Origin of the sequence: uncultured Spongiibacter sp. (genome assembly GCF_964011655.1) — a bacterium.
Lineage (GTDB): Bacteria > Pseudomonadota > Gammaproteobacteria > Pseudomonadales > Spongiibacteraceae > Spongiibacter > Spongiibacter marinus.
Genome location: NZ_CAXGPO010000006.1, coordinates 1 through 19,896 on the forward strand (window position 1 = coordinate 1; position 19,896 = coordinate 19,896).

Sequence of the window (19,896 nt, forward strand, 5' to 3'; positions counted from 1 at the left end):
CCCGGGAGCGGTCAGTGTTGCCGCGGTAGCTATGTGAGGTCGCGTAGACGGGTAGGTCGCCCGCATAGTGGTAGGCCAAAAGCGGCTTCACGGCGCGGCCTTCGTTCGGGCGAGCCACCAAGAAAATCATGTCGGCATCGCTGCGGCGATAGGGTTCGAAGTAAGGCGTCATGCCAATAATTTGTTGCAGTCGACGTCGACGCTGTTCACTTTGGTCGATATGAAGCAGTTGTTTTATGCGCTTGGAATAGTCGTTGGATTTAGCGTTAAAGTTGGTGCTGTCGCTAATATAGCCGCCGGCTTGTTGCCAGCGCTGGGCGAAGGCCTGTGCCACCTTGCTGCCCCAGTTGCCCTCTGGGGTGATGATCATCGCTCGTTGTAGGCCTTTATTGCGCGCAATATCCGCAATCTGCTCCGCTTCATCTTGCGGGTTAAGGCCGAATTGATAGAGGCCGCTGGGGAATTGATCCCCTTCAATACGGTTGAGCGCCAGGGTGGGGATCGGCATCATTTTGGGGTGCTGACTAATCAGCTCGTCGAGCTTTTCCTTGCGCAGAGGGCCGATAGCCAATTCGCAGCCATCACTAATGGCTTGATCGAGCAGCCGATTGATGTCGCCGCTCCCGCTATCGTAGAGAATAATTTCCGGGGTCCTGGCCTGGTTTTCCTGCGCCTGCATGTAGGCGGCGATAAAGCCGTCGCGTATGGCCTTGCCATAACTGGCAAAGCGCCCGGTGAATGGCAGGATGAGCGCGAGTTTCGTGGGCTGGTCAACAATTAGGCTGTCGAGCTGATCCAGGCCGCCGGGTAGTGGGTGGCGACCGGGGTGGTTGGGCCAGCGTGCCAGCCATGTATCGCGCTGGCGAATCTGCGCTTCAATATCGCCCTGATTGTCTTTGGCAACCGAGGCAAGCTCGAGCCAGCCAAGATAGTCGCGGTTGCTGGCGCTGTCGAGTTTGTCGAGCAGTACGGACGTTGGAATCTGCATCAGCGATTGCCAAATAGCATCGCGGTTCTGCTCCTGCTGACTGCGGGTGAGCAGCGGATCGATAAATATCCATTCCCGTACGGCGGCAAGGTGGTCGCCCTCAATGGCAAACAGCGACGCCCTAAGCTGGCTGAATTGCAGTTGGCGCCGAAGGGGGGCTTCCAGCATTGCCTGCTCAATTAATGGATCTGACAGCTGGATCAGCGCCTCGCTAAATTCCGCGTGCGCGCGGTGAATTCGCGCTCTGACAAGGGCCAGGCGAAGTGCTTGATTCGGGGTTAATTCCGGTGCGACCAAATCTCGTACGGTGTCGTCCGCGCGCCCCATCTCTCCGTCTCTAAGAAGCACTTCGGCCGCGCGCAGTTGAAGCTCCTGCGCGGCTTCTGGGTCCAGACTCATGGCTTGTTGCAGCCACAATTCAACATCTTCGGATTTCGCCGTGGCAGGGTTAAACTCGAGTGCTTGCCGGTTTATCGGGGTGCTGGGGCGCTGGCGAATCTCATCGTAGCTTGTCAGGGGTTCCTGCTGCGTAGCGGTTGGCGAACTCGGTGCGCTGGAACAGGCAGCGAGTGCTGCGCCAATGATCGCGAGCGCGAAAAATCTTGTCTTCATCATTATGCCGTTGTTAGTCTTCGCCAGCTGGTTCATTAGAGGATAGTCCTTTTGGAGTCGACTCCCACGCTTTTCGTCGTTGCCACACCTCTCGGGAATCTCGCCGATATGGTACCCCGAGGGCTGGAAGTCCTACAATCGGTAGATCGGATTGCAGCGGAGGATACGCGCCGCAGCGCCCCTTTATTGGCGCATTTCGGTATTACTACCCCTATGATCGCCTACCATGACCACAGCGGCAGCAAGGATACCGATCGCTTGCTCGATATTCTGCGCAGCGGCGGTAGTATCGCGCTCATTTCTGATGCCGGTACGCCGCTGATCTCAGACCCCGGTTATCGCCTTGTCGATGCAGTGTTGGCGGAGGGGTTTCGGGTATCGCCCATTCCTGGAGCAAGCGCTCTGATAGCGGCTCTGTCGGTCGCAGGTTTGCCGTCAGACCGTTTTACATTTGAAGGGTTTATGCCCGCCAAAGAGCAGGCCCGCCGCAAGCAGCTGGATGCCCTCAAAGCAGAGCCTCGCACCATGATTTTTTATGAGGCTCCCCATCGGTTGCTGGATTGTGTGCGGGATATAGCGCGGTGCTTTGGCGGTGATCGTGTGGTGGTGTTGGCGAGGGAGCTCACTAAATTATATGAGACGGTGGCAAGGCTTCCCGCTGATGAATTGGCTGCGTGGGTGGCTGGCGATCGCAATCAGCAGCGGGGTGAGTGTGTGCTGTTGGTGGCTGGGTATCAGGCGAAGGAGGGCGACCTTAGTCCGGAGGTAGTGCGCTGCTTCGATATACTTCGCAGCGAACTGCCGATGAAGCAGGCCGCTTCGATAGCGGCGAAGCTTACCGGTGTTAAGAAAAACCGTCTTTATCAATACGGGTTAGAGCAACCCCTAAAAAAATAGCCGCTCGGGCTTGTGTCTTTTTAAAGTACTGGTTATTCTTACAGTTGAGTCGGCTGGGCGGCCGCTCTGCGCGCAAGCGCGGGGAGGAAAGTCCGGGCTCCATAGGGTAAAGCGCCAGGTAACGCCTGGGGGGCGAGAGCCTACGGAAAGTGCAGCAGAAAATATACCGCCTACGTAGCTTCGGCTGCCGGTAAGGTTGAAATGGTGCGGTAAGAGCGCACCGCGCGACTGGCAACAGTTCGTGGCATGGTAAACCCCGCTTGGAGCAAGGCCAAATAGGAATCCTACGCTGCGACCCGCAGTGGATTCGGGTAGGCTGCTTGAGGTTTGCGGTGACGCAGGCCCCAGATGAATGGTCGTCCACGACAGAACCCGGCTTATAGGCCGACTCATTTTTCTTCTCTTTCTGATTATTTCTCCGATAACGAGCTATCTACTTAAGGATTTACTTTAAGTAGTGTTTTTATGTGCTTGTTTTCTATGCCTTAGTTTTCTTTGTTTTTGCAAGTTCCGCGATTTTACCTGCCATTTCACAACATATTTGCGAAAAATCCCTGCGTTTTGCGGTGCGTCTTCCTTGACATAAATGCTGCACAGTTCATATAGTGTCGCGTAGTGGTGAAAAGTGGCATTTTGTGGGTTTAGGTGGTGTGAAAGTGGATTCTGAAGGGATAAAGGTGGGCTAGCGTGTTTATCGGCAGCTACGCAATCACAATGGATGCAAAGGGGCGCATGGCGATTCCAGCCAAAGTGCGCGATGCCCTGTCGTCCGTGTGTGAGGGGCGTTTGGTTGTCACTGCTCACACAGAAGAGCGCTGCCTGTTGGTCTACCCCGAGCCCCAATGGCTGGATTTACAGCCAAAAATTGAGGCCTTGCCCAATATCCATCGCAAGGCCAGGCGCATGCAGCGCTTGTTGCTTGGTTATGCCACGCCGCTTGAGCTTGATGGCAATGGGCGCGTGTTATTGCCACAGACCCTGCGTGACTACGCAAATTTAGAAAAGAAATTGATGCTTATCGGGCAGGGGAAAAAATTAGAGCTTTGGAGTGAGTCGGGCTGGAACCAGGAGCTCGATACCGGCGATGACGATGAGTCGATGCCGGAAGAAATGCTGTCGCTGTCACTTTAAGGGGGCGCTTTGGAACAGCATCTGACGGTACTGCGCAACGAGGCGGTTTCGGCACTCATGGGGCCAAGTGATGGCTGCTATGTGGACGGAACGTTTGGGCGTGGCGGCCACAGCCGGTTAATCCTGGAAAGCTTGGGCGAAGCGGGACTGCTAATGGGGATCGATAAAGATCCTCGTGCCTGTGAGTCTGGCGCTGCCTTAATGGCTGAAGATCAGCGTTTCCAGATGCGCAAAGGTTCATTTGCCGAGCTGGACGAATTGCTGGAGTGTGCCGGTTGGCGCGAGGGTGTCGACGGCGTGCTGCTTGATCTTGGTGTCTCGTCGCCGCAGCTGGATGAAGCCGAACGCGGCTTTAGTTTTCTGCGCGATGGCGACCTTGATATGCGCATGGATACCGAGTCAGGCCAGAGTGCAGCGCAGTGGTTGGCTGAGGCGGAAGAGAGCGATATCGCGCGGGTGCTCAAAGTCTATGGCGAAGAGCGCTTTGCCAAGCGTATCGCGCGAGCGATTGTTGAGGCTAGAGCGGAACAGCCAATAACAAGAACGCTGCAGTTGGCAAAAATTGTGGCGGAGGCGAACCCCTCTTGGGAGAAGCACAAGCACCCAGCAACGCGAGCGTTTCAGGCGATACGCATATACATCAATAACGAATTGGGCGACCTAGAGCGCCTGCTAGAAAAAGTTGTTGAGCGCCTGCGGCCCGGCGGTCGGTTGGTTGTTATCAGTTTCCACTCGCTGGAGGACCGCATCGTAAAGCGTTTTATGCGTCGACAAGCCCAGGGCGAGTCGGTGCCGGCGTATTTGCCTGTTACCGATGATCAGGTTGGGCGGACGATGCGACTGGTCGGTAAAGCAGTGAAGCCGAGTGAGCAAGAGGTGACAGCGAACCCCAGAGCGCGCAGCGCGGTGATGCGAGTTGCTGAAAAACTGGGGGAGCGCTAGGTGGCGGCCGCTGGCAAGCCGAAAAAAAAGCAGCGTGAGAATGCTGAGGTTGCGCCTTTTGGCGGGTTTTGGGTGCCGCTGCTGTTTGTTCTGGTTTTGGTGTCAGCGTTGGCGCTGATTCAAAGCTCGCACAAATCGCGCAAGTTATTTAGTGAACTACAAGATTTGCGACGCGACGCTATGCAGTTAGATGAAGAGTGGGGGCGTCTGTTGTTGGAGCAGAGCACATGGGCGTCGCCCGATAGAGTGCAGAGTCTGGCTGAAGATAAATTAAAAATGAAAGCGCCTGATATGCGTGAGGTAGAAATGGTTAGGGGTTATGGCAAAGCAGGTTAAAGCACCGATATCGCCTTGGCGGTTTCGCGTTGTTGTGGCCGGCCTGCTGGTGCTGGCTGCCATGCTGCTTGCGCGCACCCTGACCTTGCAGGTGCTTGATGTTGATCGCGGCTATGAGTTCCTGCAGGGGCAGGGTAATGCCAGGACGATTCGCAGCGAAGTCATTCCCGCGCACCGTGGCATGATCTCGGACCGCAATGGCGAACCGCTGGCGGTTAGCACACCGGTAGCGTCAATTTGGGCAAACCCCAGAGAGCTCGGCAAACAGAAAGACGCCTGGCCGAAGCTGGCGCGTGCACTGTCGATGTCGGTTGCAGAGTTGTCCAGAAAAATGGAGCGTTACAGCAATAGCCAGTTTATGTACCTGCGCCGCCATCTCGCACCGCAAGACGCGAAAGCTATCCTCGCATTAAAAGTGCCAGGGGTTTACCTGCAGCGCGAATACCGGCGGTTTTATCCCGCGGGTGAGGTCACGGCACATTTACTGGGCTTTACGAATATCGATGACCGAGGTCAGGAAGGCTTAGAGCTGGCCTATGACGAATGGCTCAACGGCGAGCCCGGCCGCAAGCGAGTATTAAAAGATCTGTACGGCAATATTATTAGGGAGATCGATGCCGGGAAGGAGGCGAGCCCCGGAAAGAGCCTCCAGCTCAGCATAGATTTACGCTTGCAGTACTTGGCCTACCGAGAATTAAAAGCAGCACTTAAACGAACCGGCGCTAAAGCCGGTTCGGTCGTTATTCTCGATAGTAAGAGCGGTGAAGTGTTAGCGATGGTGAATCAACCCTCGTACAACCCGAATAACCGCAGTCAGCTTAATCCGAGCGCGCTGCGCAATCGCGCTGTTATCGACATGTTTGAACCGGGTTCAACGGTGAAGCCGATGACATTGGTCGCTGCACTCGAGAGTGGCCGCTATCAGCCGGATACCGAAATAAACACCCACCCCGGTTATATCAAGGTGGGGCCTAAGCTACTTGAAGATCATCGCAACTACGGCGTGCTGACCGTAGCGGAAGTATTGAAAAAATCCAGCCAAGTCGGCACTACCAAAATTGCACTGTCGCTGGACGAGCAAGAAGTGTGGCGTGTTTTTCAGCGATTCGGCTTTGGCCGTGATACCGGCTCCGGGTTTCCCGGGGAGAGCAGCGGAGTACTGCCTAACCGTCCGAATTGGCGAGCGATCGAGCGGGCGACGTTGTCCTTTGGTTATGGCATGACGGTTACCAACCTCCAGCTCGCTCAAGCTTATTCCGTATTTGCGAACCACGGCGTGTTTCAGCCGGTGAGTATGCTGAAGCGTCAGGAGCCCGCCGAGCACAGGCAGGTGATTGCTCCGAAAGTCGCCCGCCAGGTGGTTGATATGCTGGAGCTGGTTACGCAGCCTGGCGGCACAGCCACGCGAGCCCGCGTAGCGGCATACCGCGTTGGAGGAAAGACTGGAACATCGCACAAAGCCGTTGCTGGTGGCTATGCGGAAGACCGCTATTTTTCGCTGTTTGCCGGCGTGGCGCCGGCCAGTGACCCGCGCATTGTTGCAGTCGTGACGATTGATGAGCCGGAAGGTGATTATTTTGGCGGGCTAGTGGCCGCGCCGGTATTTTCCAGTGTCGTTGCCGACGCGCTGCGCTTGATGAATATTGCGCCGGATGATGTTGAGCCTGAAGCCGAAGGCGAAGACCGGGGGGATGCCGCCGCATGACCTCTGTAGCCCGCTATAGCAAGCCGAGTGAGCGCAGCCTGGGTGACTTGCTGCCTGGTGTCAGTGCCGATGTGGCGGCAATTCCCGTGGCTGGCCTGTGCCTGGATAGCCGAAAAATTAAGCCGGGCCAGGTTTTTCTGGCATTAAAAGGCCATGCTCACGATGGTCGTGACCATATCAATGCGGCCGTCGCGGCAGGTGCCGTTGCGGTTATTGCCGATGCGCCGTGTGACACTTCGGCATGGTCGTTGCCGGTGTTGCCCGTTGACCAGCTGGCTGAGCGCGTTAGTGAAATTGCCGGTAAGTACTTTGCTCACCCTTCGCAGGCTATGCGCCTGATAGGCATAACGGGCACCAATGGCAAAACCAGCTGCAGTTGGATGTTGGCGCAATTGCTTGAGGCCATGGGCGAGCCCTGCGGGATCGTCGGTACCTTGGGCAATGGTCGTCTGGGCGACTTGAAACCAGCCGGAAATACCACACCCGACGCGGTATCCATACAGGCGCTGCTAGCCAGTTGGTGTGAGGGCGGCGCGCGCTGGGCCTCTATGGAAGTGTCCTCTCACGGCTTGGCGCAACACCGCGTTGAAGCGCTGCATTTCGACGCGGCGATATTTACCAATTTAAGCCAAGATCATCTCGATTATCACGGCAGCATGGCGGCGTACGCTGCGGCGAAGGCCCGTTTGTTTAATTGGCCAAATCTGGGGCTGGCGGTCATCAATCGCGACGACGAATTTGGTCGTCAATTGATAGCCAGTGCAGCGGCGTCGCAGATAATTGATTACAGCCTGAGTGATGCCGCTGCGCAGATCTATGTTGAGCGGCTGGCAAGCGATATTTCCGGCAGCCGAGCCGTGCTGCACAGCCCCTGGGGGCGGATCGATATTGATACGCCGTTGTTGGGCGACTTCAATTTGGCCAACCTGGCAGCCGCATGCGGTGTGTTGCTCGCTCGGGGCATTGCTCCACAGCAGATTGCCAATGTATTGGAGGCTCTGCAGCCAGTGCCGGGCCGAATGCAGTGCTTGCGCAGTGAAGACGGGGTGCTGGTTGTGATCGACTACGCCCATACCGAAGATGCCTTGACGAAAGTGCTCGATAGCTTGCGCCCGGTATGCAGTGGCCAGCTGTTTTGTGTGTTTGGTTGCGGTGGCGAGCGAGACCGTGGCAAGCGCCCGTTGATGGGGCGCGCAGCCGCCGCTGGGGCTGATCGTCTTTTTGTTACTAGCGACAACCCTCGCAGCGAGGCGCCACAAGACATTATCGATGATATCTGCGCTGGTATTTCTGACCTTAGTGGCGTTGAGGCAGAGGTTGATCGCGAGCGTGCCATATTGGCGGCGATTACCGGTGCTCAGCCGGGTGATGTGGTGCTTATAGCCGGGAAAGGCCACGAGCAAAGCCAGGATATCGGTGGTCAACAGCTTCCTTTTAGCGACCTAGCGGTGGCCCATCGGGCTATCGGTCGCAGGGAGGCAATATGATTCAGCCAATGTCGCTGTCGACAATCGCTGCACTTTGTCAGGGACGCGTTTACGGCGAGGATGTAGCGGTGTCTTCGGTGGAGATCGATAGCCGCCGTAGCCGTGACCAAAGTCTTTTTGTCGCGTTGCCGGGTAAGCACGTTGATGGTCACAACTTCATTGACGCAGCGGCGGAAAATGGCGCTGCTGCAGCGCTTGTGAATACAGTGAGTGAACGTCTGCCCTGCGTTCAAGTTGAAGACAGCTATGCCGCTATTGGCGCAATTGCCCGGGAGAATCGCCGACAATACCGCGGCGCGTTGGTCGCGCTGACTGGCAGCAGCGGCAAGACATCAACCAAAGAAATATTGGCGGCGCTGTTGAGCGTGCGTGGCAATGTGTTGGCAACGGCGGGCAATTACAACAATGAACTGGGTGTTCCCCTTACGTTGCTGCGACTGAGCGCTGAGCACGATTTTGCGGTGATTGAAATGGGTGCCGCCAAGGCTGGCGACATTCGCTACCTGTGCGACTTTGCTAGCCCTCGTGTCGCGATTTTGACCAACGCACAGCCGGCACATATTGAAGGCTTTGGCTCGCTGGATGGCGTGGCAAACACCAAGGGCGAAATATTTGAAGCCCTTCCGGCTGATGGCCTGGCGGTCATTAACGCCGACGATCAGTACTGCTCGCGCTGGCAAGAAAGGGCCGCGCATTGCCGACGGGTCACGTTTAGCGTCGAGTCTGCGTCGGCAGATATTTACGCCAGCGATATTCAGTTGCAGGCAGGGAAGTCGCTATTCACCTTGCACTGCCCGGAGGGCAGCGTAGCGGTCGAGTTGCCCCTGCCGGGTCGCCATATGGTTGCCAATGCCCTGGCGGCGGCGGTGGCCGCATTAGCAATGGGCGTTGAACTTGGGCAATTGCCCGAGGGGTTCCGGCGGGTACGAAATGCCAAAGGCCGGCTGTCGCGGGAAACAATTGCAGGTGTCACGCTTATCGACGACAGCTACAACGCCAACCCTGGCTCTGTGCGAGCGGCGATTGATGTTCTGGCCAATGAGCCAGGGCAGCGGGCACTGGTGCTTGGCACCATGGCTGAGCTGGGCGAGAACGCCGCTGACCAGCACCTGCGAATTGCCGAGTACGCCGCGAAAGCGGGTATCGAGCGTTTCATTGTCGTTGGCGAATATGCCAATGCGATGGCGGCGCGCTTTGGCGAGGGCGCGCGCGCTTATGGCGATAATTCAGCGCTGCTATCGCAGCTGGCTGATGACACACAGGGCATTGATGCCGTGCTAATTAAAGGATCCCGCAGCGCCGCAATGGAGGCCGTGGTGCAGGTATTACAACAACAATTGTCCAAGGGGGACAGCTGACATGCTGTTACTGTTATCAGAATACCTGAGCCAGCATATTAGCGGATTTGCGGTTTTCCAATATCTTAGTTTTCGCGGCATTCTCGGGGTGTTAACCGCTTTGGCTATTTCGTTGTTAGTCGGGCCGGCGATGATCCGCAAGTTGAACTTCTATCAAATTGGTCAGGCCATTCGCGATGATGGTCCGAAGTCCCACCTGAGTAAATCCGGGACTCCGACCATGGGCGGCGCCTTAATTCTGGTCGCGATATTTACCAGTACCTTGCTGTGGGCCGACCTGCGCAACCCCTTCGTGTGGACAGTATTGATCGTCACCTTTATTTTCGGCGCGGTGGGCTGGGTTGATGACTACCGCAAGGTTATCGAGCGCAACCCCCGCGGACTGCCCGCGCGATGGAAATACTTCTGGCAAAGTGTTGCGGGCATCGGTGCGTCGGTTTTCTTGTATATCACCGCAGACAGCCCCGTCGACACTACGCTGTACTTCCCGTTCTTTAAAAATCTCAGCTGGCAAATGGGGCCGCTGTTTATGGTGCTGTGTTACTTCGTGATCGTTGGCGCCAGCAACGCGGTGAACCTGACTGATGGTCTAGATGGCTTGGCGATTCTGCCCACGGTATTGGTGGGCGCAGCGCTGGGCTTGATCGCCTACCTTACCGGGCACGTGAAGTTTGCCGAATACCTGCATATTCCTTACGTCGCGGGCGCAGGGGAGCTCATTGTGATATGCGGCGCCCTGGCTGGCGCCGGGCTCGGTTTCTTGTGGTTTAACACCTATCCCGCGCAAGTTTTTATGGGTGATGTGGGCGCCCTGGCTCTGGGGGCAACCCTGGGTTGTATTGCGGTGATTACCCGCCATGAGATCGTGTTTTTCATCATGGGCGGCATATTTGTATTGGAAACGGTGTCGGTCATTTTGCAGGTTGCATCGTTCAAACTGACGGGACGGCGCATTTTCCGTATGGCGCCTATCCATCATCACTTTGAATTAAAGGGGTGGCCTGAACCGCGGGTAATCGTACGTTTTTGGATCATTACTGTGATGCTGGTGCTGTTTGGCCTGGCAACATTGAAACTACGGTAATAAGAGAGTCAAGGTGAGCGTAATAGCGTCGGACAATAAACGCGTCATTGTGGGGGTCGGAGCCACCGGGCTTTCTGTTGCCCGCTATTTGAGTGCGCGTGGCTTGCCCTTCACTGTTGCCGACAGTCGAGAGCAACCGGCAGGGCTCGATGCGTTTCGCCAGGCGTTCCCCGATGTTGAGCTGCAGCTTGGCCCCTTCTCCGAAGACCAGTTTATCGGCGCCAGCGAATTGCTGGTGAACCCGGGTATCCCGTTGAGCGAGCCGGCGATTGCAGCGGCCTCGGCGGCGGGCATTCGCGTCAGCGGTGACATTGATTTATTTCACCAAGCGGCGAGTGCGCCGATTGTGGCAATAACCGGATCGAATGGGAAAAGTACGGTCACCACGTTGGTGGGCTTAATGGCTGAGCGGGCCGGCATTCGCGTTGCGGTCGGCGGGAACCTGGGCACGCCAGCGCTGGAATTGTTGGACGACGATGTCCAGCTGTATGTATTGGAGCTCTCGTCCTTCCAGCTAGAGCGCTGTGCAATGCTTGGTGCAGAGGTGGCGACAGTGCTGAATATCAGTGCTGATCATTTAGACCACCACGGCACCATGCTCAACTATCACCAAGCGAAACACCGAATTTTTCAAGGCTGCAAAAAAGCCGTTGTCAATGCTGACCAGTCACTCACGCAGCCCCTGGTGCCCGACGATGTCGAGGTATGGAGCTTTTCGCTGGGCCACTCAGATTTTCGGCGCTTTGGCGTTTTGGAGCAGCCGGGCGGACGCTACTTGGCGCTGGCGCGCGAACCGCTAATGGCGGCAAGTGAATTGCGCATAGCGGGGCGCCATAACCTGAGCAATGCATTGGCGGCACTGGCCATAGGCGCCGCAGCAGGAATTGATACACCGGTAATGCTTGACGCCTTGCGAGAATTTTCGGGTCTGCCGCACCGCTGTGAGTTTGTGGCAGAGATCGATGGCGTGCGTTTTTACAATGACTCGAAAGGCACCAATGTCGGGGCATCGGTCTCGGCAATAGAAGGCTTAGCTGAGAGTGGAAAAATCGTATTGATTGCCGGTGGTTTGGCCAAGGGCGGGGAGTTTTCGCCGCTGGCTGAAGCCATGCGCAGAAGCGGCCGAGCGGCAGTGGTGATTGGCGAGGCGGCCGCCGCGATCGAAGCCTGTCTCGCAGAGCACGTACCTTGTCGACGCGAGCAGAGTATGGCTGCTGCTGTGCAAGGCGCGTTTGCCTTTGCTCAAACTGGAGACGTTGTACTTCTCTCTCCGGCCTGTGCAAGTTTCGACATGTTCCGCAGCTACAGCGATCGCGGCGAACAGTTTAGTGCCGCTGTGCGGGAGCTTGCCCATGGTTAAGCCCCTGATGATTTGGCAGGAAGTTCAGCAAATAGATCGGCACTTGCAGCTGCTGTTATTGGCATTGCTGGCAGTGGGCTTTGTCGCGATGACCTCGGCATCGGTAGAACATGCCGCGAGTCGCTATGGCGACACGTTCTTCTTCGCTAAGCGCTACGGCATGCATTTTACGTTGGCGCTGGCATTGAGTGCGGTGATGTATCTCACCCCCATCGATTTTTGGGAGAAAACCGGTTGGTTGTGGTTGCTGATTGGCTTCTTGTTGTTGGCGCTGGTGCTGGTGCCGGGCGTTGGGCGTGAAGTAAACGGCAGTCGCCGCTGGTTGGCGGTGGGGCCGTTGACGCTACAGGCCTCGGAATTTGTGAAGCTCTTTGTCATCTTTTATTTGGCGGGCTATCTGGTTCGTCGCGGCGATGAAGTGAAGGAACGGTGGTCTGGGTTTATCAAGCCGATGGCCGTGCTATTTGCGCTGACGCTGTTACTGATGTTGGAGCCGGATTTTGGTGCCACGGTGGTAACTGCTGGCACTGCCTTTGTCATGATTTTCTTGGGCGGCGTGAAACTTGGTCAGTTTTTACTGGTCATTCTTGGCTGCGTTGCGGGCGCCGTTGCGCTGGTGATTTTTGAGCCCTATCGGATGAAACGTTTAACAGCATTTACCGATCCTTGGGCGGACCAATTCAATAGTGGCTATCAGCTCACTCAGTCATTGATTGCTTTCGGTCGTGGCGAGCTGACGGGCGTTGGTTTTGGCAACAGCGTACAGAAGCTGTTTTACCTTCCCGAAGCGCACACGGATTTTGTGTTCGCAATTTTTGCCGAGGAGTTCGGGTTTATCGGCACCTTGGTCATTCTGGGGCTCTTTGTTGGGTTGGTGGGACGTATCTTGGCGATTGGGCGGCATGCGGAGCTTACCAGTAGGCGTTTTCATGCGTTCGTTGCCTACGGTGTAGCGATGATGATCAGCGCCCAGGCATTTATCAATATGGGAGTGAATACCGGCTTGTTACCGACTAAGGGCCTGACCCTGCCCTTCTTTAGTTACGGCGGTAGCAGCTTGATGGTGTGTATGGCCATGGTGGCATTAGTTGCGCGTATAGAACGTGAATGCAGGGGGGAACATGGCCGATAAACCCTGTGTACTTATTATGGCGGGCGGCACCGGCGGGCATGTTTTTCCGGCGTTATCGGTGGCCGGGGTATTGTCCGAGCGCGGTGTTGATGTGCATTGGCTGGGCACTGCTGCCGGTATTGAGGCGCGCCTGGTCCCCGCTGCGAATATTCCTTTGCATTGTTTAAATATGGCGGGCGTGCGCGGTAAGAACCCGATTTTTCGCATTGCTGCCTTGTTTAAGGCGGGGACTGCGGTGCTGCAAAGCATGAGGCTGCTGCGAAAGATCGAGCCGTTTTGCGTTATTGGTTTGGGGGGCTACGCCTCTGGGCCTGGCGGATTGGCCGCAAAAATTCTGGGTATCCCGGTATTGATACACGAGCAAAACGCCGTCGCCGGCACCACTAACCGGGTGTTGGCGAAGCTCGCGCGGCGCTGCCTGACCGGTTACCCAATTGCACTTGGCGGTGCGAAAAGCTGCTATATCGGTAACCCCGTGCGTGCCGAAATCGCAAATATTGCTGCACCGGAGCAGCGTTTATCCGGCCGTGACCAAGGCTTACGGGTGCTTGTACTGGGAGGCAGCTTGGGCGCGAAGGCCATCAATGATTGCATGGTCAATGTGTGGCCATTGCTGTCAGGGCTCACCGGGGTGCAACTGTGGCATCAGACTGGTCGCGCTCACGAGGGTGTGGTGCGGGAGGCCTACCAAGCCATCGGCGCCGAGGTGCGCGCTGACGCCTTTATTGATGATATGGCAGAGGCTTACAGCTGGGCTGATGTAGTGATATGCCGGGCGGGGGCGCTGACGGTAGCCGAGCTTGCGGCGGCAGGTTTGCCAGCCATTCTTATTCCCTTGCCGCATGCCATTGATGATCATCAGCGGGCCAATGCCCAGTGGTTTGTCGACGGTGGGGCAGGTGAAATCCTCGACCAAAAAGAGCTGACTCCCGAGGTCTTGGCGGCACGCTTAACTGACCTTGCGGCGCAGCCAGCCTTGCGTCTGAACCAAGCTCAATCGGCGCGGGCCCTGGCCAAAACTGATGCTGCCGAGGTGGCTGCGGACTACTGTATGGAGTATGCCGATGGTCACTAAGCATCCTTTCATCGTTCCAGAGATGCGCCGCGTGAAGCGCATTCACTTCGTGGGTATTGGCGGCGCAGGAATGTGCGGTATCGCCGAGGTATTGCTGAATCTGGGTTACGTTGTTTCTGGCTCGGACTTAAAGGCATCGCCCAGCACGGCGCGGCTGCAGCGCTTGGGCGCCAGTATTGCTTTCGGTCATGAGGGTGAGCGCATTGCCGGTTGCGATGTTGTGGTTGTCTCGAGTGCGGTGAACAGCGACAACCCCGAAGTTATTGCCGCGCGCGAATTGCGTATTCCCGTTGTGCCTCGCGCGGAAATGTTGGCCGAGCTGATGCGTTATCGGCACGGCATTGCAGTTGCGGGTACCCATGGAAAAACGACGACAACCAGCCTGATTACCTCCATTTTCGCCGAAGCGGGCCTGGACCCGACATTTGTTATTGGTGGGTTGGTAAACAGTGCGGGCACCAATGCGGCGCTGGGCGAAAGCCGCTACCTGGTTGCCGAGGCCGATGAGAGTGATGCCTCGTTTTTGCATCTGCAGCCCATGGTGTCAGTGGTGACCAATATTGAAGCCGACCACATGGATACCTACGACGGCGATTTTGGCCGTTTGAAGAAAACCTTTATCGAGTTTTTGCACAACCTGCCGTTTTACGGTGTGGCTGTGGTCTGCGTCGACGACCCGGTGATTCGTGAGTTGCTCCCTGAGATTGGTCGCCAAACGCTGACCTATGGCTTTTCGGAGGACGCGGATTTTCGTATTCAAGACGTCAAGCAGGACGGACTGAAAAGCCATTTCACCGTTGCGCGGCGCAGTGGCGAGGCCTTATCGCTGTGTATTGGGCAGCCCGGTATTCACAATGTACTCAACGCCACAGCGGCTGTGGCGGTGGCGAGTGACGAGCGTTTGGCTGACGAGGCCATCTGTCGAGGCATTGCAAACTTTCAGGGCGTGGGGCGGCGCTTCCAGCGTTATGGCGAACAAGCACTTGCCGACGGCAGCTTTATGTTGGTCGATGACTACGGCCATCACCCCACCGAGGTCGCCGCCACTCTGGCCGCTGCGCGTCAGGCGTGGCCGGATCGGCGCCTAGTGATGCTGTATCAGCCTCACCGCTACACCCGTACTCGCGATCTTTACGAGGATTTCGTCAAGGTACTGGGCAGCGCCGATGCGCTGGCGTTGTTGGATGTTTATGCCGCCGGTGAGAATCCGATCCCCGGTGCCGACAGTCGCAGCCTGTGCCGCAGTATCCGCTTGCAGGGGGCGCTTGAACCGCTGTTTATCGATGGGCCGGAACGCGTTTTTGAACAGCTCAAGCCTCACTTGCGCCCCGGCGATGTGCTGTTGACGCAAGGTGCCGGCAATATCGGCGCCGTTGCGCAGCAACTGGCCAACCAGGATTGGACATAAGTAATGACGAAAGTAGTGCTCAACGACATTGTGCAGGCGACAGACGGCAGAGTCGCTGTGCTGCTGGGTGGCAACAGCGCGGAGCGTGAAGTCTCGCTGCGCAGTGGCGCGGCCGTTGCTGACGCGCTAGCCGCACAAGGTTTGGCGGTCACTAAGATTGATACCGCTGGCGATGGTTGGATGAGTGAGCTTGCGGCGTTCTCTAACTGTTTTTTGGCGCTACATGGCCCCGGTGGCGAGGATGGCACCGTTCAGGGCGCACTGGAGTGCCTGGGTGTGCGTTACACGGGCAGCGGCGTCATGGCCTCTGCGCTGGCAATGGACAAGTTGCGCTGCAAATTATTGTGGCTGGGCTGCGGGCTTAGCACGCCGAAGTTTGTGGAATTGGACGAGCGCAGCAATTGGTCGGCGATCGCCAACGAATTGGGTGAGGCCATTGTAAAGCCCGCCTGTGAAGGCTCGAGTATTGGCATGTCGAAGGCGTGTAATGCCAGCGAATTAGAGCAGGCGTGGCTTGCCGCAAAACCCTATGGGCGGGTGTTCGCTGAGCAGTGGGTAAGCGGTGGTGAATATACCGTGGCGATACTCGATGGCGAGGCCTTGCCTGCGATTCGTTTGGAAACTGATGCGGCGTTTTACGACTTCAATGCCAAGTATTTGTCGGATAGCACCCGCTATCACTGCCCAGCGGGACTGAACGATCACGATGAGGCGGAGTTGCGTGACCTCGCTTTAAAGGCCTTCAACGCGGTTGGCTGTCGAGGTTGGGGGCGCGTTGATGTAATGCGTGGTGCAGACGGCCGTTTTTACTTGTTGGAAGTCAACACCGTACCGGGGATGACGGATCACAGTTTGGTGCCAATGGCCGCTAAACAAGCAGGCATGAATTTCGAGCAGTTGGTACTGCGGGTGCTGCACAGCAGCCTCGCCGGTGAGGCAGACGCGAATGGCCGCTAAGCAAAACCGCTTTAAAAGCTCGCGCAAAGAGACAGAGCGCAGCAAGCGCGGCAATCGCCGTGAGTGGGGGCGAATAGCCAACCGGCTGCTGTTGTTAGTTGCTGTGCTTGGCTTTGTTTACGGGGTGGAGCGGCTGTCCGCCAAGTTGGATGCCATACCGGTGGAGCGGGTGGTGTTTGCCGGTGACTTGCAGCGTGTGGATCGCGATGTGTTGGTTGAACGGGTTACTGGTCAGTTAGCGGTGGGATATATCGGCTTGGACCTCGAGGCTATTCAGGCCGAACTTGAGCAGGAGCCATGGGTATATCGCGCAGTGGTGGAGCGGCTTTGGCCGCGGGAATTGAAGATCACCATTGTTGAAGAAACCCCGATAGCCGTGTGGGGACGGGGCGGTTTGCTTAACCATCGAGGGCGGATTTTCGTTCCTCAGGATGGCAGTGATTACGGTGCAGACTTGCCGCGCTTAGATGGCCCGAAGGGCAGTGCGATAGAAATAATGCGGCAGTACCGGTTGATGAGTCAGTTGCTGGGTGACGAACAGCTCACCTTACAACACTTGGAAATGGATGCGCGAGGCAGCTGGACCGCCCGCATCGACGAGAATGTGGAGCTGGTGTTGGGGCGCCAGGAGCCACTGGAAAAATTACGGCGATTTCTGTGGGTTTACCGCAAGTATTTAGCGGCAGATTTCGCCACCGTTGCGCGGGTTGATATGCGCTACATAAATGGTCTCGCGGTTGCGCGGACTCAACACAGTGATAAGGGATAAACATGCACAGTGCGTTAGGAAAAATAGTTAGCGGCAATGCACGCTCACACTATGCGCCGTGCAGAGCTTGGGGGAAGTGCAGCTATGTCTAGTTCAAATGCCGGAAGAATGGTTGTCGGCCTCGATATTGGCACGTCGAAAGTCGTGGCGATTGTCGGCGCCATTAACGACGAAGACAAACTGGAGATCGTTGGCATTGGCTCTCACCCATCGCGCGGCTTAAAGAAAGGCGTGGTGGTGAATATCGAGTCCACCGTGCAATCCATCCAGCGGGCCATCGAAGAGGCTGAGCTGATGGCGGGTTGCGAGATCCACAGTGTGTATGTCGGGATTGCTGGCAATCATATTCGCAGCCTGAATTCCCACGGTATTGTCGCCATCCGCGATCGCGAGGTCTTCCAGCTGGATCTGGATCGCGTTATCGATGCCGCGCAGGCGGTAGCGATCCCGGCTGATCAAAAGGTGCTGCATATCCTGCCGCAGGAATTCGTTATCGATGAGCAGGAAGGCATCAAAGAACCGCTCGGGATGTCGGGGGTTCGGCTAGAGGCAAAGGTGCACTTAGTTACCTGTGCGGTGAATGCCATCCAAAACATTGAGAAGTGTATTCGTCGCTGTGGGCTGGAGGTTGAAGACGTCATTCTGGAGCAGCTGGCATCGAGCTATTCCGTGCTGACTGACGACGAAAAAGAGCTGGGGGTTTGTCTGGTCGACATTGGCGGTGGCACCAGCGATATCGCCATCTTTACCGACGGTGCCATTCGCCATACGGGTGTGATTCCCATTGCTGGCGACCAGGTGACCAATGACATTGCGATGGCGTTGCGCACACCGACCCAGTACGCCGAAGAGATCAAAATTAAATACGCCTGTGCCTTAACCCAGCTTGCCGGTGAGGGCGAGACGATCAAGGTTCCCAGCGTTGGCGAGCGGGCGCCGCGTGAGTTGTCGCGTCAGGCGCTGGCAGAAGTCGTCGAGCCCCGCTACGACGAGTTGTTCACCTTGGTACAGGCGGAGCTGCGACGCAGCGGCTACGAGGATTTGTGCGCGGCCGGCATCGTGCTGACCGGTGGCACCTCCAAAATGGAAGGGGTTGTTGAGCTTGCCGAGGAAATTTTCCACATGCCGGTGCGCATTGGCTCACCGCAGGATGTTCGCGGTTTGAACGACATTGTGCGCAACCCGATCTATGCAACCAGCGTGGGCCTGCTGCACTACGGCATTAAGCATCAAACCGAAAGTGGTGGTCATGGCCGCGTACGCCAAGACGGTTTCGTATCGCGGCTCAAGAGCTGGTTTCAAAACAATTTTTAACGAATCTGCAGCGGCGCCGATGTTGCCGCAGATGATAACGAAGTAGTAACGGGTCGTGTTTGGCAGCACGGCCAATATTGTAAAAGGGAGAAAGACCATGTTTGAACTCGTAGATAACGTTCCTCAGAACGCTGTGATTAAGGTTGTTGGTGTCGGTGGTGGCGGCGGTAATGCCGTTAAGCACATGATCGCTAACTCGGTAGACGGCGTAGATTTCATCTGCGCGAATACCGATGCGCAGGCGCTAACCGACGTCATGTCTAAAACTGTGCTGCAGTTGGGCACAACGATTACCAAGGGCTTGGGTGCTGGCGCGAATCCAGAAGTGGGTCGTCAGGCCGCCATGGAAGACCGCGATCGCATCGCCGAGGCGCTGGAAGGTGCTGATATGGTGTTCATCACCGCGGGTATGGGCGGCGGCACGGGTACCGGCGGTGCGCCAGTGGTTGCTGAAGTGGCGAAAGAGCTGGGTATTCTTACCGTTGCAGTCGTGACTAAGCCCTTCCCGTTTGAAGGTAAAAAGCGCTTAACCGTTGCCGAAGCGGGAATGAAAGAACTGCGTCAGCATGTGGATTCGCTGATCACTATCCCCAATGAAAAGCTGCTGCCAGTGCTGGGTAAAAACACCAGTCTGCTCGACGCTTTTAAAGCTGCTAACGACGTATTACTTGGCGCTGTACAGGGTATTGCCGACCTGATTATCCGCCCGGGTATGATTAACGTCGACTTTGCTGACGTGCGCACAGTGATGTCAGAAATGGGTATGGCGATGATGGGTAGCGGTATCGCTCGCGGTGAAAATCGCGCCTGTGAAGCGGCTGAAGCGGCGATTCGCAGCCCACTCCTAGAAGACGTGAATTTGGAAGGGGCGCGGGGCATTTTGGTTAATATTACCGCAGGATTGGACCTCTCCCTAGGCGAGTTCAGCGATGTCGGGGATACTATCAAGGAATTCGCGTCCGAGGACGCAACCGTGGTGGTTGGTACGGTTATCGACCCAGAAATGAGCGAAGAGCTGCGGGTTACTGTGGTGGCGACAGGCTTGGACGGTGTGGCACAAGAAGTGCCCTTGAAAGCCGTTGAAAATAAACCTGTTGAGCGTGCGAGTGACTACCGCAAGTTGGACCGCCCAACCATTATGCGTAATCAACAAGCGGCGGCAGCGCGCGAAGCGGTTGCGGCGGCGCCTGTCGTTGAAGACAAGGATATGGAATACCTGGATATTCCAGCGTTCTTGCGCCGTCAGGCAGACTGATACGCAGCAGCGTTAGTCGCGCGGGCGCCGCCGACCTTAGGTCGGCGTAGCGTGCGATGGCGTCTTTGCGTCTTTAAAAGAGTATA

General features: G+C 56.6%; 17 protein-coding genes and 1 other RNA gene. 17 read left to right on the plus strand and 1 reads right to left on the minus strand.

Annotated elements, in window-relative coordinates; genetic code table 11:
• Positions 1-1,636: penicillin-binding protein activator (locus ABNS66_RS04575; RefSeq protein ID WP_348655232.1), on the minus strand; the 1,636-nt coding region annotated here is incomplete at its 3' end.
• A gap of 15 nt (positions 1,637-1,651) precedes the next feature.
• On the opposite strand from ABNS66_RS04575, the gene rsmI reads away from it, so the two are divergent.
• From rsmI to ftsZ, 17 genes are all read left to right on the plus strand, one after another.
• A complete protein-coding gene (rsmI, locus tag ABNS66_RS04580; RefSeq protein WP_286838408.1) occupies positions 1,652-2,497 on the plus strand; it encodes a 16S rRNA (cytidine(1402)-2'-O)-methyltransferase in 846 nt (281 codons plus the stop codon).
• 45 nt (positions 2,498-2,542) lie between these two features.
• Positions 2,543-2,893, plus strand: an RNA gene (rnpB, locus tag ABNS66_RS04585) — RNase P RNA component class A.
• A gap of 291 nt (positions 2,894-3,184) precedes the next feature.
• Positions 3,185-3,628 carry a division/cell wall cluster transcriptional repressor MraZ gene (gene mraZ, locus ABNS66_RS04590; RefSeq protein WP_027874545.1) on the plus strand — a complete coding sequence of 148 codons (444 nt, stop codon included), beginning with the start codon at positions 3,185-3,187 and terminating at the stop codon, positions 3,626-3,628.
• A gap of 9 nt (positions 3,629-3,637) precedes the next feature.
• Entirely contained in the window at positions 3,638-4,570 is a 933-nt protein-coding gene (gene rsmH, locus ABNS66_RS04595) for a 16S rRNA (cytosine(1402)-N(4))-methyltransferase RsmH (protein ID WP_286838411.1), read from the plus strand.
• Positions 4,571-4,906, plus strand: coding sequence for a cell division protein FtsL (gene ftsL, locus ABNS66_RS04600; protein WP_204997299.1), 336 nt, complete (start codon positions 4,571-4,573; stop codon positions 4,904-4,906).
• A complete protein-coding gene (locus tag ABNS66_RS04605; RefSeq protein ID WP_204997300.1) occupies positions 4,890-6,611 on the plus strand; it encodes a penicillin-binding transpeptidase domain-containing protein in 1,722 nt (573 codons plus the stop codon). The genes ftsL and ABNS66_RS04605 overlap by 17 nt, the downstream gene beginning before the upstream one ends.
• Positions 6,608-8,098, plus strand: coding sequence for a UDP-N-acetylmuramoyl-L-alanyl-D-glutamate--2,6-diaminopimelate ligase (locus ABNS66_RS04610; protein ID WP_286838414.1), 1,491 nt, complete (start codon positions 6,608-6,610; stop codon positions 8,096-8,098). Before ABNS66_RS04605 ends, ABNS66_RS04610 begins: the two co-directional genes overlap by 4 nt.
• A complete protein-coding gene (gene murF, locus ABNS66_RS04615) occupies positions 8,095-9,456 on the plus strand; it encodes a UDP-N-acetylmuramoyl-tripeptide--D-alanyl-D-alanine ligase (protein ID WP_286838416.1) in 1,362 nt (453 codons plus the stop codon). The genes ABNS66_RS04610 and murF overlap by 4 nt, the downstream gene beginning before the upstream one ends.
• A gap of 1 nt (position 9,457) precedes the next feature.
• Positions 9,458-10,540 (plus strand): phospho-N-acetylmuramoyl-pentapeptide-transferase, encoded by a 1,083-nt coding sequence (gene mraY, locus ABNS66_RS04620; RefSeq protein WP_027874539.1) that lies wholly within the window; start codon positions 9,458-9,460, stop codon positions 10,538-10,540.
• Positions 10,541-10,553: 13 nt separating this feature from the next.
• Positions 10,554-11,900 (plus strand): UDP-N-acetylmuramoyl-L-alanine--D-glutamate ligase, encoded by a 1,347-nt coding sequence (murD, locus tag ABNS66_RS04625; protein WP_286838418.1) that lies wholly within the window; start codon positions 10,554-10,556, stop codon positions 11,898-11,900.
• Positions 11,893-13,032: a putative lipid II flippase FtsW gene (ftsW, locus tag ABNS66_RS04630; protein ID WP_286693868.1), complete on the plus strand. Its 1,140-nt coding sequence runs from the start codon at positions 11,893-11,895 to the stop codon at positions 13,030-13,032. Before murD ends, ftsW begins: the two co-directional genes overlap by 8 nt.
• Entirely contained in the window at positions 13,022-14,107 is a 1,086-nt protein-coding gene (gene murG, locus ABNS66_RS04635; RefSeq protein WP_286838420.1) for an undecaprenyldiphospho-muramoylpentapeptide beta-N-acetylglucosaminyltransferase, read from the plus strand. Before ftsW ends, murG begins: the two co-directional genes overlap by 11 nt.
• Positions 14,097-15,515, plus strand: a complete 1,419-nt coding sequence (gene murC / locus ABNS66_RS04640) for a UDP-N-acetylmuramate--L-alanine ligase (protein WP_286838422.1) — start codon at positions 14,097-14,099, stop codon at positions 15,513-15,515. The genes murG and murC overlap by 11 nt, the downstream gene beginning before the upstream one ends.
• 3 nt (positions 15,516-15,518) lie before the next feature.
• The gene (locus ABNS66_RS04645) at positions 15,519-16,472 is read left to right on the plus strand and encodes a D-alanine--D-alanine ligase (RefSeq protein ID WP_286838424.1); all 954 of its coding nucleotides are present in this window, start codon (positions 15,519-15,521) and stop codon (positions 16,470-16,472) included.
• On the plus strand, positions 16,462-17,241 hold the full coding sequence (locus tag ABNS66_RS04650; RefSeq protein ID WP_286693872.1) for a cell division protein FtsQ/DivIB: 780 nt from the start codon (positions 16,462-16,464) through the stop codon (positions 17,239-17,241). Before ABNS66_RS04645 ends, ABNS66_RS04650 begins: the two co-directional genes overlap by 11 nt.
• Before the next feature lie 84 nt (positions 17,242-17,325).
• Positions 17,326-18,555: a cell division protein FtsA gene (gene ftsA, locus ABNS66_RS04655; RefSeq protein ID WP_204997309.1), complete on the plus strand. Its 1,230-nt coding sequence runs from the start codon at positions 17,326-17,328 to the stop codon at positions 18,553-18,555.
• A gap of 97 nt (positions 18,556-18,652) precedes the next feature.
• Positions 18,653-19,810 carry a cell division protein FtsZ gene (gene ftsZ / locus ABNS66_RS04660; RefSeq protein WP_204997310.1) on the plus strand — a complete coding sequence of 386 codons (1,158 nt, stop codon included), beginning with the start codon at positions 18,653-18,655 and terminating at the stop codon, positions 19,808-19,810.
• The last annotated feature ends 86 nt before the right edge of the window (positions 19,811-19,896 follow it).